The 17,429-nt window shown below is 72.3% G+C and carries 12 protein-coding genes; 7 read left to right on the top strand and 5 right to left on the bottom strand.

Annotated elements, in window-relative coordinates:
* The first annotated feature begins 4 nt into the window (after positions 1-4).
* A complete protein-coding gene (locus tag K4S16_RS31070) occupies positions 5-3,706 on the top strand; it encodes a hypothetical protein (protein ID WP_149262623.1) in 3,702 nt (1,233 codons plus the stop codon).
* A 39-nt stretch (positions 3,707-3,745) separates the two neighbouring features.
* On the opposite strand, the gene K4S16_RS31065 is transcribed toward K4S16_RS31070, so the two are convergent.
* A complete protein-coding gene (locus tag K4S16_RS31065) occupies positions 3,746-5,044 on the bottom strand; it encodes a hypothetical protein (protein WP_149262622.1) in 1,299 nt (432 codons plus the stop codon).
* Positions 5,045-5,449: 405 nt separating this feature from the next.
* On the opposite strand from K4S16_RS31065, the gene K4S16_RS31060 reads away from it, so the two are divergent.
* From K4S16_RS31060 to K4S16_RS31050, 3 genes are all read left to right on the top strand, one after another.
* Positions 5,450-6,400 carry an RNA ligase family protein gene (locus K4S16_RS31060; protein WP_149262621.1) on the top strand — a complete coding sequence of 317 codons (951 nt, stop codon included), beginning with the start codon at positions 5,450-5,452 and terminating at the stop codon, positions 6,398-6,400.
* Positions 6,401-6,615: 215 nt separating this feature from the next.
* Entirely contained in the window at positions 6,616-7,200 is a 585-nt protein-coding gene (locus K4S16_RS31055) for a dihydrofolate reductase family protein (protein WP_149262620.1), read from the top strand.
* Positions 7,201-7,265: 65 nt separating this feature from the next.
* Positions 7,266-8,684 (top strand): MFS transporter, encoded by a 1,419-nt coding sequence (locus tag K4S16_RS31050; RefSeq protein ID WP_149262619.1) that lies wholly within the window; start codon positions 7,266-7,268, stop codon positions 8,682-8,684.
* Positions 8,685-8,795: 111 nt separating this feature from the next.
* Here the strand turns inward: K4S16_RS31050 and K4S16_RS31045 are convergent, their stop codons facing one another.
* The 3 genes from K4S16_RS31045 to K4S16_RS31035 form a co-directional block, all read right to left on the bottom strand.
* A complete protein-coding gene (locus K4S16_RS31045) occupies positions 8,796-9,740 on the bottom strand; it encodes an NADP-dependent oxidoreductase (RefSeq protein WP_149262618.1) in 945 nt (314 codons plus the stop codon).
* A gap of 272 nt (positions 9,741-10,012) precedes the next feature.
* The gene (locus K4S16_RS31040) at positions 10,013-10,516 is read right to left on the bottom strand and encodes a MarR family winged helix-turn-helix transcriptional regulator (RefSeq protein ID WP_149262617.1); all 504 of its coding nucleotides are present in this window, start codon (positions 10,514-10,516) and stop codon (positions 10,013-10,015) included.
* 46 nt (positions 10,517-10,562) lie between these two features.
* Positions 10,563-12,659: a lantibiotic dehydratase gene (locus tag K4S16_RS31035; RefSeq protein ID WP_235037185.1), complete on the bottom strand. Its 2,097-nt coding sequence runs from the start codon at positions 12,657-12,659 to the stop codon at positions 10,563-10,565.
* A gap of 280 nt (positions 12,660-12,939) precedes the next feature.
* On the opposite strand from K4S16_RS31035, the gene K4S16_RS31030 reads away from it, so the two are divergent.
* The gene (locus tag K4S16_RS31030) at positions 12,940-13,977 is read left to right on the top strand and encodes a ketoacyl-ACP synthase III family protein (protein WP_149262615.1); all 1,038 of its coding nucleotides are present in this window, start codon (positions 12,940-12,942) and stop codon (positions 13,975-13,977) included.
* A gap of 18 nt (positions 13,978-13,995) precedes the next feature.
* Here K4S16_RS31030 and K4S16_RS31025 read toward each other — a convergent pair whose 3' ends face one another.
* Positions 13,996-15,615 carry an AMP-binding protein gene (locus tag K4S16_RS31025; protein WP_149262614.1) on the bottom strand — a complete coding sequence of 540 codons (1,620 nt, stop codon included), beginning with the start codon at positions 15,613-15,615 and terminating at the stop codon, positions 13,996-13,998.
* 144 nt (positions 15,616-15,759) lie between these two features.
* Between K4S16_RS31025 and K4S16_RS31020 the strand changes: the two genes are divergently transcribed.
* Both K4S16_RS31020 and K4S16_RS31015 read left to right on the top strand, forming a co-directional pair.
* Positions 15,760-16,647: a sulfotransferase gene (locus tag K4S16_RS31020; RefSeq protein WP_200842218.1), complete on the top strand. Its 888-nt coding sequence runs from the start codon at positions 15,760-15,762 to the stop codon at positions 16,645-16,647.
* 1 nt (position 16,648) lies between these two features.
* Positions 16,649-17,422 carry an SDR family NAD(P)-dependent oxidoreductase gene (locus tag K4S16_RS31015; RefSeq protein WP_149262613.1) on the top strand — a complete coding sequence of 258 codons (774 nt, stop codon included), beginning with the start codon at positions 16,649-16,651 and terminating at the stop codon, positions 17,420-17,422.
* Positions 17,423-17,429: the final 7 nt, after the last annotated feature.

Raw genomic sequence — 17,429 nt, 5'->3', positions numbered from 1 at the left:
GACGATGAGCATCAGCCAGCTGATCAAGTGGATCGCCCTCCCGGCCGGTTTCCACCCGGACGGCACGCTGCGCCTGTCGGTGTTCGTCGCACCCCGCCTGCTCTCCGACGAACCCCAGGACGCGGACGAAGGGTGGGACCTGAGGCTGGAGCGCTTCCCGGACTTCCTGGACTGGCCGTCCCGCCTGGCCACGGCCGCGTTCACGGTGCGAACCGATGATCCACACGACTCGCCGGGCCCCGCGCGGCCGGTGGGCCCGCCGCCCGACCCGGCGTTGTGGCGGGCGCTGTTCGGCCCGCGCACACCCGTCCGCTCCCATGTGCCCGACCACCACCGGCCGAGGCAGGTCATGACCTACCCGGCCCGGCGGATGTCGTCGGCGACCCGCACCGGGTACGCGGCCACGGCGACGGCCACCCCCACCGAACTGCCCAGGTCCGAGACGGTGAGCTACGACCAGGAGGCACGGGCGCGGTTCGAGGACTTCCACCGGCAGGCCGGCGAGGGCGTCCGGCCCGACCAGCCGGAGATCGACTTCCACCAGATGCTGTCGGCGCTGGGCGACCACCCGCACCTGCTGCGGCGGCTCGGCCTGGTGTTCGACCTGTCCGTGCCCGCCGACCGGGCACCGCGCGGCGACATGGACCAGGCCGTCCGGCTCATCCCCTCCTGGCAGTCGCTGCTTCCCGCGGGCGCCTCCACCGACGTCATGCCGTACACGTGGTACGTCCGCGAGCCCGACCTGTTCGCCGCGCGAGGGCGGGGGGCGACCAAGCTCGGCTCCCTGACCCGAGGGCTGATCATGCTGCCCGAGGAGCAGTTCTCGGTGGAGCAGGTCGACATCGACGGCGCCGTCCAGAAGGCACTGGCCATGGAGCCGACCGACGCCTCCGGGTTCCCGGCCCTCCGCACCAGCGGCTTCTCCCTCGTCCGCGACGGCCGCGCCGCCTTCCTGATGGACGACCTGGACCTGGCCGCCCGCCTGGAGGAGGACCTCGCACGGCACAGCACCATCGTCCTGTTCGCCGACGATCTGGTGCGCGGGCACCGGCTGGACGTGTGGGACGAGGACGCCGGGCGCTGGTTCTCCCTGCACGAACGGTCCGTCGACTACACGGTGCCAGGCGACCCCGCCAACTCCGCCCAGGCCGTCCGCGCCGAGGGGTTCTTCCAGGTGAGCCTGGCCCGTCCGGCCGGGGCCAACGCCGCGCGGCTCTACGTGCACGAGCGCGTCGTCAGCTGGGACGGGTGGAGCCTCTCCGGCCCCCGTCCCGGAAAGGTGCTCAGCGAGGACCCCCGCTCACCCGACCCCGCCGACCCCGCCACCATGCCCAAGCGGATCCCCAACACGGCGTCGACCGCCCTACCGCTGGAGATCGAGGCCGCGGTGCTGCCCGGCTCGCTGCCCCGGCTCCGGTTCGGGCGCCGCTACCGGTTCCGGGTGCGGACGGTCGACCTGGCCGGCAACGGCCCCGCCCTCGCCGAGGCCCCCGACCTCGGTCGGGACTACCGGCTGCCGGGCGGGGAACCTGCCGTCTTCCGCCGCTTCGAACCCGTGCCCGCGCCACCGCTGATGCCGCGGAGCCGGTTCACCGAGGGGCAGACCGTCGACCGGCTGGTGATCCGCAGCACTCCCGGGCAGTCCGCCCCCGACTACACCCGGGCGTTCAACGAGGACCCGCTCGTCCGGGAGCAGGGGCATCCGGCGTACGCGGCCGAGGACGAACGGCACGTCGTCGCCCCCAAGGCCGCGCTGCAGCTGGTGGAGTGGCACGGCATGCTCGACGCCGCAATCGGCTCGCCCGACCCGGCGGCCCGGCGCGAGGTGTACGACCTGGCCCGCAGGGAGAGCGGAGCGCTGGACGACCCGTCCCTGCCTGGCGTCGAGGTCGTGACGGTCACCCGGCCGGACGGGACGGAGATCGACCGCTACGTCGTCCACACCGGGGACGACCTCGCCGTGCCCTACCTGCCGGACCCGATGTCCGCCGGCGCGGTCGTGCACGGCCTGCCGGGGGCCGACGCCGTCGAGGTCGGCTGGGACGGAGCGCAGTGGCACCGGCCGCGCTCCTTCCGGCTGCGGATCGCCGACGGGGACGCCGCACCGCAATGGGACGCGGGCTCCCGCGTCCTGACCGTCCCGCTGCCGCAGGGCCGCACCGCCACCGTCCGGGTGGCCTCGCGGGCCGCGCCGGACGAGGTCTCCGACCTCATGGGCGTCCTCGCCTGGTGCCGGGAGGAGCTCGACACCGGGCAACTGGATCCCGTCATGCTCGCCGCCCGGAACAACCGGCACTGGATGGTCACGCCGTGGCGGGAGGTGGAGCTCGTGCACGCCGTCCAGCGCCCCCTGGCGGCGCCGGACCTGGAGCTGTGGCCGGGGTTCGCGCGGGACCGGGGCGACACGTTCGTCCACCTGTTCGGCCAGGTGACGGTCAGCCCGCACACCACCGAACGGATCGACCTGCTCGCCGAATGGCGGGAGCAGGTCGACGACCCGGCCCTCGGCCACCCCTTCGAACGCGACGGCTCGGCGCAGGTCTTCCGGCTCCCGCTCGCGCTCGCCGCGAAGTACGCCGGCGACTCCGTTCCCGAGGAGGTGCCCTGCAAGCTGACCGGCGGCGCCCTGACCTTCAACACCCGGGCGGGCAGCATGCTGACCCCGCCCATGCCCACCAGGCAGGAACTGGGCGACACCAAGCACCGCAGGATCACCTACCGGGCCACGGCCGCGTCGGCGTTCCGCGAGTACTTCCCGCCCGAGTTCGCCGACGGGCGGTTGTCGAGGGACGGCCGGCCGGTCACGGTCGAAGTGCCCAGCAGCGCGCCTCCGGCCGCGCCGCGCGTCCTGTACTGCGTCCCGACCCAGGCATGGGAGACCGCCACCGGCGAGGAGACGATCACTCGCCGCCGGCGCGGCGGCGGTATCCGCGTCTACCTGGAACGCCCCTGGTTCTCCTCCGGGGACGGCGAACTGCTCGGCGTCCTCGTCGCCGGTGAGACCCCGCTGCCGGACGAACCCGCCTCCTCGCTGGTGAGCCTCGTGGGCCGCGATCCCGTCCACGTGTCGGAATCGCTGGGTTTCCTGACCGCGGGCTCGTTCCCGGCGAGCGTCACGACCGCCAGCGGACTCGGGCTGCCGCCCGTCCTGGAGCGCCTGAACGTCACCGTCCTCGGACACCGCCCCGCCTACGATCCCGACACCGGACGATGGTTCTGCGACATCGACATCGACACCGGGAACACGTACTCCCCCTTCGTGCGTCTTGCCCTGGCCCGATACCAGCCGGACTCGCTTCCCGGCCTGCACCTGTCCGAGATCGTCCAGACCGACATCGTGCGCACCCTGCCCGACCGGACCCTCACCGTCTCGAAGCCGCAGCTGGGCGTGTCCGTCAGCGGCCCGTCCTACCAGGCACCCGAGGGCGCACGCATGACCGCCCGCCTCGAGTACCGCGACACGGCGGTTCCCGACGACGTGATCGGCTGGCGGGTCGTCCCCGGAACCGTCACCGAGCTCCGCCCGCAGTTCGACGAGGAAGGCCGGCAACTGGCGTCCATAGGTGAGATCCCGGTCGTCGGGACCCCGCGCCCACCAGGCGAACGCCTCCGCGTCACCGTCATGGAATACGAACGCCTGCCATCCGACACCGCCGACGGCACCACGACCGAACGCCTCGTCTACACCGACGGCATCGCCCTCTAAGCCCTTTCCCCGCCTGCATGCCGGGGTCGGCCTGAGGGATCAGCCGCACTTGGTGACGGGGACGCCGTAGAGGGCGCGTTGCTTTGCGTGTTCGGCGACCGTCCAGATGCGGTCCTGGCCGCGGTAGCAGCTCAGGTCCTCGGGGCCTCTGGCGAGGCTCTGCGTGCTCTTCTTCTCCCAGCGGCCCTTACTTCGGTTCCACACGGCGTGCAGGAGGACTCCCGGGCGGGCGCCCTTGCCTGTGGCGTTGTGGCCGAACCAGGCGTGTTCTTCGCCGCCGTTGAGATACGCGGTCACGCCGCCCTGGACCCGTTTGACCGGCAAGGTGGAGACCGCGAGCGCGCGGGCCCGTCCGTCGGCGCCGGTGGACGGCTCCCCGTTCCTCAGCCGCCAGGTGGCCATGCGGCCGTTCGGCGCGTTCCTGCCCGAGCCCTTCGGGCAGTACTCGCCGGTGACCAGGGAGTCCACCCCGCTGCGGTCGACCGACACCCAGGACCACTTGGGCGGGCCGCCGGCCTTGCAGCTCTTCAGCGGCCCCTTGCCCTTGGCGTTCACCCAGCTGCCCACCTGCGGCATCACGTACCGGTAGCCGTGGCCGTAGTACGTCTTGCCGTGCAGGCCGACCCGGCCCTTCTTCTTGGTGGTGCCGTTCTCGCTCTTGCCGAGGTCGAAGATCCGGCGCATGTCGAACACCCGCAGACCGAGCTGTGTCTCGGCGACGTAGAGGTGGTTGCCATACCAGGCGACCCCTCCCGCGTGACTCTCGATGTCCCTGTAGCTGGGCTTCTTCCCCTTCGTCATGCCGGGCATGACCAGCAGCACGTGCCGGTACGTGCGCTTCTTGAGGTTGACGAACGTGACGCGGATGTTCTTCGCCTTCGGCGCGTACCAGGTGACCACCATGGTGTACCCGGCGCTGCCCCACTTCTCGTTGTCCTTGGCGTCGGAGACGCTCGAGACGCCCTGCGGGATCCATTTCTCCTTGACGGAGTCCTCGCCGCTCGCCCAGCAGTACGTGAGCGCCTTGCCCGGAACTTGGGCCTTCTTCGGGGGACAGCCCTTCGAGCCCTCCGCGCGGAGCTTGCGGTTGCCCTTGGCGTTGAGCAGCGCCTGGACGCCGCTCTTCTTCAGCTTCTTGTCGAGCGCCCTGACGACCTTCGCCTTGCCGGCACCCCTCTTGATCACGAAGTCGGCCTTCCCGGGGGCCGCCGCCGCGGCAGCGGAGACCGGCGAGAGGGGGACGTCCGATGTGCCGGGAAATGCGAAGACACCGCCGACCATGACGACCGGCAGGGCGACGCTCACGGCGCCGACCCTCAGCTTGCGCCGGTAGTCCACTTGATCACCTCCGGAGGGTAGCGACGAACGTAACATTCGCCGAATCTCCCCCCAAGAACGCCCTATGTGATTGTGTCGCGACCATATGTCACAAGAGGGAGCTCGTCGTTGCCTCCAGCAAAGCTCACTTCACTGTCCGTAGTCAGAGAATTGAGCTTCCCTTTACTCTCCGCCGCAACCGAACACCGGGGAGCTGGGCGACCCGCCAGGCCGGGAAGAGCGTCATCACGGCGGTCAGCGTGACGGGCAGGTCCTGGGGCTCACCCGGCTCGGGTGGAGACCGAGCGGCGGTCTGGGCTGGACGTTCGAAAACAAGTTGATCTCTGGTGGGGCGTCGGAGAGGCTGCCCGCCGGAGTGTCCCGGCCGGGTAGCAGGGCGTCTGGGCTTGGAACGGAGGTCGGGCCGTGTGGTATCCGAAGATCCCGCAGCGGTTCGGCGACGGGCCCTTGCCCGGCGGGAGTTGGGTGGCTGAGGAGAAGGTGCACGGCGCCCATCTCGCGCTGGTCAGCGATGGCCGGACGGCCCGGGCCGCCGGGCGGCGCGGGCTGCTGGACGAGGATCGGCTTGAGGCGTTCTTCGGGGTGACGCGTCTGTGGCCGGTTTTGGCGACAGCGGCGGCGGCAGCGGCCCGGGCGGCCGGACAGGACGTGGTCTTGTACGGGGAGCTGGCCAGCGGAGGCTATCCGCACCCCGATGTACCGCCGGTCGAGGGCATCGGCCCAGTCCAGACCGGCGTGTGGTACAGCCCTGACCTGGTGTGGCTGGCGTTCGACGGCGCCGTCGGCACATCGTCGGGACCGCGCTGGATGAGCCGCGCAGAGTTGGCGGAACTGGTGGCCGGTGTCGGCTTGGAGTGCGTGCCGCTGGTGGGTCAAGGCCGGCGGCAAAAGCTGAGGGAGCTGACGGTCGACTTTCCGACGCTGGTGCCCGGCGCGCTGGGTCTTCCCGGCCTGCCCGGTAACCGCGCCGAAGGCTACGTCCTCAAGCCCGCGGGATCCTGGGATACGAGCGAACAGGGACCACGGCCGGTACTGAAGGTCAAGCACCCCGACTTCGCCGAGGACGCCCGCTACAACGGCGCCCGGCCGTTCGTCCCGCCGCCCGGCGGGGTGACGGGAGTACCGGCCTGGCTGCTGGCCGCTGCGGTCGAGCGGCTCACCCCACCGCGAGCGGACGCGGCCCGCAGCAAACTCGGCCCGGCCGCCGACGCCGCCGAGTTGGCCGCCGAGGTGGCGGCCGACCTGCTCGCCGACCTCGATGACGACCTGGGCGGCCTACCCGAACCCGACCGCCGACGCCTGGCCGCCGCGATCATGCCCGCGGCCCGCACGCTGGCCGCACTGCAAGGCCGCTGAACCAGCCGTGTCTGGTCGGCCGACGCACCACCCCACAGCGATGTGAACAAGTTCTTCGGCTTGAGCTCGGCGAACGAGGTTCCCATAGATCAGCCGCTCCCCCGCAAGGTCGGGACCGAGATTCTGGGTGGGGTGTCGATTTGCGGGGTTGGGGTTCGTGTAGGGGGTGACGGGGTCGCCGCGAGGGTGGCCCTCGGTGTGGAAGGGGTCGGCTCATGCGGGTGGTCAGGGTCACGATGTTCGTCACGCTTGATGGGGTCGTGCAGGGGCTGGGGCGGTCGGATGAGGACACCCGGGGCGGGTTCGTCCATGGCGGGTGGGGGCCTCAGTACAACGACGAGGTCATGGGGCGCGAGATGGCCAAGGGGATGGCCAACGCCGGGGACATGCTGTTCGGGCGCCGGACGTGGGAGGACTTCTACAAAGCGTGGGGGCGGGCCACCGACGGCAACCCGTTCACCACTCACATGAACGCGGCCCGGAAGTATGTCGTGTCCAGGACGCTGGACGATGCCGATGCCTGGGAGAACTCGGTTCTGCTGCGGGGCGAGGCCGTTGAGACGGTGAGGGAGTTGAAGGAGCAGCCCGGACCCGATCTGGCGATCAACGGGAGCGCGTCGCTCGTCCAGAGCCTGCACGCTGCCGGGTTGATCGACCAGTACACGCTGCTCATCCATCCGCTGACCCTGGGCAGCGGCAAGCGGCTCTTCGAGGGGCCCGCGCCCTTGGTCGAGTTCGAGCTCACCGGGAGCGTCACCACTAGCAAGGGCGTGATCATCGCTCACTACGACCGGAGATGACCTTGTCGGGGTAAGGGGGGTTGGTTAGCTTTCGGGCTACCTTCGCCTCGGTGTTAGGACCCCCGATGCTCCCTCAGAAGGCGTCCCGCCGGCCTCTCGCGTCCGGGGCCGGCGGGGGGCTGGCGCTGGCCCTGCTGTGCGGCGCCCAGCTCACGTTGGTGGTCGATGCCTCGATCGTGAACATCGCGCTGCCCAGCATCCAGCGCGGGCTCGGGTTCAGCGACGCTGGGCTTTCGTGGGTGGTCAACGCCTACACGCTCGCCTTCGGCGGGCTGCTGCTGCTCGGGGGCCGGGCCGGTGACCTGTTGGGCCATCGGCGGGTGTTCTCGGCGGGGGTCGGGGTCTTCACCGTCGCGTCGCTGGTCGGGGGGCTCGCGGTCACGCCGGGATGGCTGCTCGCGGCCAGGGCCATGCAAGGGGTCGGGGCCGCGCTGGCCGGACCGGGGGCGCTGGCACTGCTCGCGACCACGTTCCAGGACGCGGAGCGCAGGAGCCGGGCGCTGGCCGTGTTCTCCGTCGTCGCGAGCGCGGGGATGGTGGCCGGGCTGGTGCTCGGCGGTGTCCTGACGGCGTGGGCGTCCTGGCGGGGGGTCCTGTTCGTCAACGTGCCGGTGGGCTTGGCGATCGTGCTGCTCGTGCCGCGGGCCGTCCGGGAGTCGGCGAGGCAGGAGGGACGGTTCGACGCGGGCGGGGCGCTCATGTGCACGGTGGGGTCGACGCTGCTGGTGTACGGGTTCATCCGGGCGGCCGAGCGAGGGTGGTCCGGGGGACTCACGGTCGCCGCCTTCTGCGGGGCGGGCGTGCTTCTGGCGCTGTTCCCGGTGGTCGAGGCGCGGGCGCGGCAGCCGATCGTGCCGTTGTGGCTGTTCGCCGACCGGGACCGGGTGGGCGCCTTCCTCATGCGGTTCCTGCTGACGGCGGCCATGAGCGGGATGCTGTTCTTCCTGACGCTCTACGTGCAAGGGGTCCTGGGGTACGGGCCGTTGGAGACCGGGTTCGGGTTCCTGCCGACGACGGTCGCGCTGATCGCGGCCAGCCGGGCGGTCCCCTGGCTGCTCCCCCGGTACGGGCCGCGGCCGATCATGGCGGCGGGGGCCGTGCTGTGCGCGGTCGGGATGGTGTGGCTGACGCAGGTGTCGCGGGACAGTTCCTATGTCGGGATGATCCTCGGGCCGGTGCTGCTGTTCGGCGCCGGGACGGGGCTGGTGGCGGTGGCGGCGACGTTCGTGGCGATGGCGTCGGTGCCGGCCGGGGAGTCGGGGGCCGCCTCGGCGCTGCTGCAGAGCATGCAGCAGATCGGCGGGTCTCTGGGCGTGGCCGTCCTGGTCACCGTGGACCACGCTGGATCGTCGGTGGTGGACGGCATGCGGGACGCGTTCACCGCCGGGGTGGGGTTCACCGCCTGCATGCTCCTGGCGCTGGTCGCCTTCCGCGTCCAGGGGCGTTCCGGGGCGGAGGGACGAAGGCGCAGCTCGCAGCCATAGCGCCATACCGTCGGACGGCAGTCCGCCCGCCTCAGGGGAGGCGGGCGGACGCGCTCGGCGGCTTCACCGGGAGGGGCGGCCACGCGGTCAAGGTGCCGGTGGGCGGTGCCGTCAGGCGCCGGGCGAGAGGACGACGACCTTGCCGGACACCTCGCCCGCGGCGGCCCTGGCGTGCAGCGCCGGCAGCTCGGCCAGCGGCACCCGCTCGGCGACGTCGACGCGCAGCTCGCCGCTGTCGACCAGGTCCACCAGCCGCGAAAGCTGTCCGGCGTCACTGCGGACGAAGAGGTTCACGCCGCGCACGCCGCGCTCCTCGTCGGTGGGCGCGGGCATCCACACCGTCGTGTTCACGATGACGCCGCCCGGCCGGACCAGGGCGGGCATCGCGGCCAGCTGATCCGGATCGACCGGCGCGAGGTTGAGCACGACGTCGACCGGCTCGGTCACCGCCGAGGACAGCGCTGTGGCGGTGTGGTCGACGACCTCGTCGGCGCCCGCCGCCCGGACGCGTTCGGCGCTGCGGGGGCCGGCCGTGGCGATCACGTGGGCGCCGGCCCTCTTGGCCAGCTGGACGGCGTAGCCGCCGACCGCTCCGCCCGCGCCGTTGACCAGCACGCGCTGCCCGTCCGCCAGCTTGGCCTGGTCGTAAAGCGCCTGCCACGCGGTGAGGCCCACCAGCGGCAACGCGGCGGCGTCGGCCAGCGGGACGTTCTTGGGCGCGGGCGTGAGCACCTCGGCCGGCGCGAGGACGTACTCCGCGGCGGCGCCGTCCCCCGTCATGGGCAGGAAGCCGATGACCTCGTCGCCCACCTCGAAGCCGTCGACGTCCTCGCCCAGCGCGTCGATCGTTCCGGCGACGTCGAGGCCGGGGGTGTGCGGCAGGGTGACGGGGATCGGACCGCGCATGCCGCCCCCGCGAATGCTGGCATCGACCGGGTTGAACGATGTCGCGGCGACGCGGATCCGGACCTCGCCGGCACCGGGGACGGGCTGCTCCGCGTCCTCGTAGCGCAGGACGTCGGGGTCGCCGTACTCGTTAAAACGCACTGCCTTCATCGGAGCTCTCGCCTTCACTGGTAGCAGTTGCTTCAAATTCGAAGCGCTTGCCAACACGCTACTGCTGATTCAAATTCGAAGCAAGTGACGTCCGGCACCCCCGGCCCCTGGCCGGGATGAGGTCGGGAGAACGTCGCGGCCGCGCGGGCTCGGCTAAGACGCCGAAGGGCACGGCGGACACGCGACCGGTGTTGTCGCGGAAGTAGGACAGGCGGGCGGCTACCCGCGCCGGCCGCTGCCGCGTCGAGCCGCGGGACTGCGGCCCGGAGTCGTCACGTCCCGCGCTTGCGGCGGCGGGGGGCCGCCGAGCGGGGCGGTGCCGAGCGCATGTGGTCCCGCACCGGGACGAGCAGGTCGGCGAGGGCCTTGACGTCGTCGGACGACAGCGGCTCGAACAGCAGGCCGCTCACGACCTCGATGTGACCGGGCAGCACCTTGGCGAGCAGCGCGCGTCCGGCATCGGTGATGGTGACGGTGATGCCCCGCTCGTCATCCGCGGCGGGGGCGCGTACGACGAGGCCCGCCTTCTCCAGCAGGCCCGCCTGGTAGGTCAGGCCGCTGCGGCTGTAGACGACGCCGTCCGCCAGGTCGGTCATGCGGTGGCTGCCCGTCGGGGAGTCTCCGAGGCGGGCCAGCAGCTGGAACTGCACGTAGCTGAGGTCGCCGGCCTCGCGCAGCTGCTGCTCGACCGCGTGCCGGAGCAGGCTGGTCACCTCGATGAGGGCGAAGTACGCGCCGAGTTGCGCGGGGTCGAGCGACGGCGGCGGTTCGGACATGGCCGAAGTCTACTGCTGCGAATTCGAAGGGTTCGGTGTGACGCTCTCACGGACGTTCCGGGTCGCAGAGCTGGAGGCGCAATTCGCAGCTGTAGCGCCGTCCCGCCGCGTCGGGGAGCCACGATTCGTCCAAGTCCGGAAGCAGCTCGGTGAAGACGACGGGGACGTCGTCGCCGGACGACTCGCGGGCCGTGCGGAGCAGCGTGGCGAAGGAGGAGACGTACCGGGGGCCGGTGAAGTCGACGTACACGGGCTTGACCTCGGTGCCCACCTTCGCGAAGACGCGCTCGGGCATGCCGAGGGAGCGGCGCAGGCGGCGGGCGGCGAGGTACTCGCGGGGGCCGTGCGCCGGGACGATGCCCGTCCCGCCGACGGTGGTGCGCCAGGTCTCGCGGGCGACGACGAGACGGTCCAGCGTGAGCCGCGGGTTGTGGGGGCCCGTGCCAGCGAGCTTGAACGCCTCGGTGCCCAGCCAGCCGAAGAGCAGGGCGAACACCTCGCGGAGCGGGCGCCGGAGCCCGTCCGGCCCGGTGACCTCCAGGGCTCCTTCGCGCTCGGACACGGTCAGCGCGACCAGGGGCAGGACGCGGGCCGGGTCCGCACCGGGCGCCGCCGTGAACGCCAGCTGGTGATCGGTGACGCCGAGGACCGGCGCGATGCGCGCGGTGTACCGGGGCCACCAGGTCGGGTACAGCGGACGGAACTGGGGGCCGATGTCCTCGGCCGCCGCGTCGCGCAGCCGCTCGGGGTCGGGGTGGCGTTCGGTGAAGAGGGCGCAGTCGAGGGTCGGCCACGCGGTGTGCATCTCGCCGAGAACGAGGGTGAACTCCCCCGCCGCCATCGCCTCGACGCTCGGCGCGCGGACGCAGAGGTCGGGGCTGTGGATGCGGGCGCCCGCCCATCCTGGACGCTCGGCGGCGAACAGCCGGGCGGCCTCCGCCCGGAGATCCGCGGAGGTGAAGTCCAGGCGGCGCTCGCGCGGCGCGGAGTCCAGGCCGAACAGCGTGTCCCAGCGGCGGGCGAACTCGGCGGCGACCGCGTCCACCGGACGGTCCTTGCCGGTCAGCAGGGGCTGGGCGGCGTCCCAGAACTCCGGCATCGGGACGGCGGTCGCGCCGGGGCCGAGCAGGTCGCGGAAGGCGGCGTCGTACGCCTCCGCCAGGACCGCCGACAGCCAGCGCGCGGCGGGCAGGAGGACGGCCCCGAACGGGCCCGACAGCGTCTCAAGGAACGGGCGGCCCAACGTGAGGTCCAGGTCGCGAACCGTCTCCTCGTAGCAGAGCCGCCGCCCCGCGTACATCTGCCCGCTCCGCCGCACCGGCTCTGCCCCGGTGACGGCGGTGAACTCGGCGTCCAGGTCTGCCAGCGCGATGGCCAGGGCGTCGGCGTCACCGGCCGCGGCGGCCACGGAGGCGCGGGCCCGGTCGAGCCGCGCGAGCCCGGCCAATGCCCGCTCCCTGGCCTGAGGCTCAGGGATCGCTTCGAGTGTGTCGCGCAGGACGCGCTCCGCCTGCGGGTTGTATGGCATGTTCACGCCTCGCCAGACGATCCCGTCCTCAGTCAGACGGTCCAGGGCCGCGGCCAGGTGCGGTTCGGGGGCGATCTCCGCTGCGGGGCGGGTGCCGTCGCATCGGGAGAGCACTTCGGTCTCGGCGGGGGTAAGAGAGCGCGGGTCGTCCCCAGGGTGTAAGACGCGGTTTCCGTCGACGAGCAGATGCGGGTGGACGCCGGCGGGCAGCCACGGCGCCACGTCCGGATCGTCCAGGAGTGCGGCGACGTACGCCTCCAGCGCCCAGAACTCGTAGTCGACCTCGCGGGACCGCACCAGTCCCCCGCCGGGCTTCGCCTCGACCGCCACCGGAACTTCGGGGTCGAGCGTTCCCCAGCCAACGGGGCCGAAGAAGCCCGCGGTGTCGTTCTTGCCGCAGTACCGCTGCCAGTAGCGGACGAGGGTGTTCTCGCGCGCGCGTCGCTTCTGGCGCTCGCGCCTCGGGTTCTTGCCCGGCCGGACGGCCGGGGCGTCGGCGAGACGTGCCAAATGCCGCGCGGCGCCGGGGTTCTGCCATGTCACCGCCTCGCGGAAGAGCGGATCGGCGGCGATCTCCGCGGCGGCGCGGCCCGCGTCCGCCAATGCGCCGTCCATGGCCTGCGTGAATTCGGTCTCGGCCGTGTTCCCGTCGAGAAACGCGTCGGCGATTCGGGCGCATTCCGGGGCCGCGAAAAGGACGAGGCCGCCGGTGGGAAATCCGGTGGAGCGGATCAGCACATCTCGCCAAACCGACCATCGCGTTCCGGGTAGCGGCACGGAGTGCCCTGCGTCGCCCACCGCGAACTCCCTCCGCCGTTGAGAACGGCTCTCGCCCCGGGACGTTGATCACCATAATGTGTTGATTTGTTCGCCGTCACCATCCGGAGGTCCGCACATGCGCTGCGACGGTCTGTTCCTCGCCGGGCTCGCCCATCGGATCCCCGAGGCCGTGGACGTGGACGATGCGGTGGAGGACGGCCGCTACGACCCGGACGACCGGAAGGCCGACGACTACGCCTCCGTGGCCGTGTCCACCGGGGAGGCCCCGCCGGAGATGGCCGTAGCCGCGGCGCGCCTCGCGCTGGCCCGGGCCGGGCTCCCGGCGTCGAGCGTCGCGATCCTGCTGCACGCGTCGGCCTGGTTCCAGGGCGTCGACTACTGGCCCGCCGCCTCGTACGTGCACCGCGAGGTCCTCGGCGAGGAGGGCCGGCGCGCGCCGGCGCTGGACGTCCAGCAGATGTGCGCGGGCGCCCTCGGCGCGCTGGAACTGGCCGCCTCCTACCTGGCCGCCGACGCGTCCCGCGGATCCGCCCTGGTCACGACCGCGGACCGGTTCGCCGACCCCGGCTTCGACCGGTGGCGCGGGGACGTGCGCGGCATCGTCTACGGGGACGGCGCGGCCGCCGCGGTCCTCGCCCGGGACGGCTTCGCGCGGCTCCTGGCCGTCTCGACGGTCGTCGACACCGGGCTGGAGGGCATGTACCGGGGCGACGAGCCGTTCGCCGCCGCCCCCGGCCGCAGGGTGGACGTGCGCGCCCGCCGCGCCGCGTTCGCCGCGAGCTCCCGGCACCTGGTGGGGAGCATGGCGGAGCGGACCACCTCCGGCCTGACGGAGGCCGTCGACCGGACGCTTGACGAGGCCGGGCTGAAGCTCGCCGACGTCTCCCGGTTCGCCTTCCCCAACGTCGGCCTGCATGTGCTGCGCACCCGGTACGCCGAACCGCTCGGCCTGGACGTGGAGCGCACCACGTGGGACTGGGGCCGCCGCACCGGGCATGTCGGTGCGGCCGACCAGCTCACCGGCCTGACCCACCTGGTCGAGACCGCCCAGGTGGGGCCGGGCGACCGGGTGCTGCTGGTCGGGATCGGAGCCGGGTTCGCCTGGACGTGCGCCGCCGTCGAGATCACCGCCCGCCCCGTCTGGGACGTCTGACACGGACGGCCGCCGCGTTCAGGCCAGGCGTTCCCGGAGGGTCGTCTTCTGGACCTTGCCGGTGACGGTCTTGGGCAGTTCGTCAACCAGTTCCAGCCGTTCCGGCCAGTAGATCGGGGTCATCTCCGCCTCCTTCAGCGTCGCCCGAAGCTCCTCCAGGGTGACCGGAGGCTCCCCGGCAGCCGGCACGACGACCGCACAGATGACCTGGTCAGCGCCCTGCCGAACCGGGATGCCGATCACGCTGGCCTCGCCGACGCCCGGATGGCGGCAGAGGGCCGCCTCCAGTTCGGTGTCCGGGACGAACAGGCCGTTGCGCATCACGGTGTCCTTGGCGCGTCCGGTGATGCGGATGCCGCCGCGGCCGTCGTCGCGGGCGAGGTCGTCGGTGTTGAACCAGCCCTCATCGTCCAGCAGCGCCTGGTACAGCTCCGGGCGCCGGACGTAGCCGAGGCACTGGGTGGGGCCGCGCACCCACAGCACGCCCGAGCCGTCGCGCTGGCCCTCGATCGGGTCGATGCGCAGCTCCATGTCGGCCATCGGGCTGCCGTCGCTGTGGACGGCCCAGTCCTCGGGGTCGTCGGGGCGGCTGACGGTGACCGCGCCGTTCTCCGACATGCCCCACAGGGAGTGCAGCCGCAGCCCGAGCACCTCCTTGACCTCCTCGACGAGCTTCGGCGGGATCGGCGCGGAGCCGCTGATGACCGCGCGCAGCATGCCGAGATCGCGCGGCGCCGCGCGCTGCGCGTCCACCAAGGACCGCAGGTAGTGCGGCGGGGCGTACGCGTAGGTGACGCCGTATGAGGCGAGCATTTCGAGGGTCGGCGGGCCGTCCTGGGAGTCCTGGAAGACGGAGGTCGCGCCGAGCGACAGCGGCATGAGCATGCCGCGGACGAACCCCGTGTAGTGGGTGTTCCAGGCGACCATGGTGATGACGTCCGAGCCGTCCAGCGCGAACACCTCGGCCTCGCCGCGGATCGCCGCGTACAAGGTGTTCTGGCTGTGCAGGACGCCCTTGGGCTCGCCGGTCGTGCCGGACGTGAACAGCACGAGGAACGGCTCGTCCGGCTCGCGCTCCCGGCCGTCGAGGTCGTCCGCGCGGGTCTTCTCCCAGGGCGTGTCGAAGAAGTGCGCGTGCAGGTCGAGGGCTCCGGCGGGCTTCGGGCCGCCGGACACCGCGACGTGCTCCAGCGACGGCAGCTCGCCCGCCAGCCGCACGCCGAGCTCGCCGAGCTCCTCGCCGCCGTGCACGGCCTCGGTGATCAGCACCCGCGCGTCGGTGAGGTCGAGCATGACCTCCAGCTCCCGCCGCCGGTAGATGGGCAGCAGCGGGCAGATGCGGGCGCCCGCGCGCAGGCAGCCGAGCGCGAGGACTGTGATCTCCCAGCCGTTGGTGAGCTGGACGGCGACCGTGTCGCCCGGCCTGACGCCGAGCTCGGCCAGCGCGCCGGCGCACCGGTCGGCGAGCCGGGTCAGCTCGGCGTAGGTCAGCGCGCGGGTCTCGCCGCCGACCCGGCGGGCCACGAGGGCGGTCTTGCCGGGGTGCGCGCGGGTGTGCCGGCGCAGGTCGTCGAGGAAGGTCCCGTCCCGCCACCAGCCCGCCCGGCGATATTGCAGTGCGTTGGTCAGCCCCGCCATCACGACCTCCGTCTGTTATGTCACGACGTCACAAAACGACGAATCAATCCTGTTCTTATCTTGGTGGTTCCGCTTTCCGCAAGATCATGTTTTTATGTTCCCGACCAGGTTGCACCGGTACACCCGGAGGAGCCGAGTTTGCCAGTGAAGGTGCTTTACATCACCGGTTGGTGTCGCAGCGGCAGCACCATGCTGGGCAACGTCCTCGCCGAGGCACCGGGCGTCGTCCATGTCGGTGAACTGCGTTTTCTCTGGTTGAACGGGGTTCTCGGAACGGGCAGCAACGGGCGCTGCGGCTGCGGTTCCGGACACCGCGAATGCCCGTTCTGGTCGGAGGTGCTGGAGGAGGTCCGGCCGTCCGGGACGTCCCTCGAACGGCACGCCGCCGAGGTCGTCGCCTGGCAGGACGCGTACCGGACCCGGCACACCTGGCGGGTGCTGCGCGACCCGTCGCGCAACGGATGGCCGGACGTGCTGGCCGCGACCTACCGCGCCATCGCCCGTGTCTCCGGTGCGCGGGTCATCGTCGACAGCTCCAAGTTCGCCTCGGACGCCGCGCTCCTGGCGTCCCTCCCGGACGTCGAGGGGCGCTACGTCCACCTGATCCGCGATCCCCGCGCGGTCGCCTGGTCGTGGCTGCGGCCGAAGGACTACACGGGCCGCCGCTCCGCGCTGAACAGCACCTGGCACTGGACCGGCTTCAACCTGGCGGCCGAGGCGGTCGGCCGCGCGCACCGCGACCACGCGCTCCACATGCGCTACGAGGCGCTGGTGCGCAACCCGCGCGCCGCCGTCGACGCCGTCCTGGACCTCCTCGGGCACGAGGGCCCGAACCCCGTCGCCGCCGACGGGACGGTCGAGCTCGGCGGCAACCACACGGTCACCGGCAACCCGAACCGGTTCGGCCGCGGCCGGACCCGCATCGAGGAGGACCGCAGGTGGCACGCCGCGCTCCCGCGCCCCCAGCGGTCCGCGACCACGCTCATGGCGCTCCCCCTGCTGCACCGCTACGGCTACGAGAAGAGGGTGTGACGTGGACCTGGGACTGAACGGAAGGGTGGCCCTCGTCGCGGGCGGATCGGCGGGCATCGGCCTCGCAATCGCCCGCGACCTGGTGCGCGAGGGCGCGACGGTGTCGATCGCGGGCCGCGACGCCGCCCGGCTGTCCAAGGCCCGCGACGAGATCCGCGCGGACCTCGGCGCGGAGGTCGGGACCCGGCCGCTGGACGTGCGCGACACGGAGGCGGCGCGGGCCTGGGTGGACGACGCCGCGGCCGAGCACGGCGCCGTGCACATCATGGTCACCAACGCGGGAGGGCCGCCCGCCGGGCCGACCGGGGCGTTCGGCCCGGACGACTACCGCGCCGCGCTCGACCTCGGCATGATCGCCCACATCGGGCTCGTGCAGGCCGCGCTCCCCCACATGCGGCAAGCCGGATGGGGCCGGGTCCTCATGGTCACCAGCGAGACCGTCCGCGACCTCATCCCCGCGTTCGCGCTGTCGGGGATCGTGCGGACCGGCCTCGTCGGCTACGCAAAGACCCTGGTCCACGAGCTGGGCCCGGGAGGCATCACCGTGAACGTCCTCGCCCCGGGATACACCGCGACGGACGCGCTGCTGTCCGGCATCACCGGCGAGCCCGAGGCGGAGACCGCACGCGTCGCGCGGGAGGCGGGCATCCCGCTCGGCCGGGTCGCCCGCCCCGAGGAGGTCGCGGCGGCCGGGGTGTTCCTGCTGAGCGAGCGCGCGAGCTTCGTCACCGGCACCGTCCAGGTCGTCGACGGCGGCCGCTCCCTGGGGGTCTGACCATGTC

The sequence above is a fragment of the Actinomadura sp. K4S16 genome (assembly GCF_008327685.1).
Lineage (GTDB): Bacteria > Actinomycetota > Actinomycetes > Streptosporangiales > Streptosporangiaceae > Spirillospora.
The sequence above is the reverse complement of the archived record's forward strand: the minus strand, read 5'-3'. Positions and strand labels throughout refer to the sequence as shown.

Excerpts from the sequence above, each read along its gene's own strand:
- K4S16_RS31070 (WP_149262623.1), top strand. The coding sequence starts at position 5 with ATGAGCATCAGCCAGCTGATCAAGTGGATCGCCCTCCCGGCCGGTTTC.
- K4S16_RS31055 (WP_149262620.1), top strand. The coding sequence starts at position 6,616 with ATGCGGGTGGTCAGGGTCACGATGTTCGTCACGCTTGATGGGGTCGTG.
- K4S16_RS31050 (WP_149262619.1), top strand. The coding sequence starts at position 7,266 with ATGCTCCCTCAGAAGGCGTCCCGCCGGCCTCTCGCGTCCGGGGCCGGC.
- K4S16_RS31045 (WP_149262618.1), bottom strand. The coding sequence starts at position 9,740 with ATGAAGGCAGTGCGTTTTAACGAGTACGGCGACCCCGACGTCCTGCGC.
- K4S16_RS31040 (WP_149262617.1), bottom strand. The coding sequence starts at position 10,516 with ATGTCCGAACCGCCGCCGTCGCTCGACCCCGCGCAACTCGGCGCGTAC.
- K4S16_RS31035 (WP_235037185.1), bottom strand. The coding sequence starts at position 12,659 with ATGGACGGCGCATTGGCGGACGCGGGCCGCGCCGCCGCGGAGATCGCC.
- K4S16_RS31030 (WP_149262615.1), top strand. The coding sequence starts at position 12,940 with ATGCGCTGCGACGGTCTGTTCCTCGCCGGGCTCGCCCATCGGATCCCC.
- K4S16_RS31025 (WP_149262614.1), bottom strand. The coding sequence starts at position 15,615 with ATGGCGGGGCTGACCAACGCACTGCAATATCGCCGGGCGGGCTGGTGG.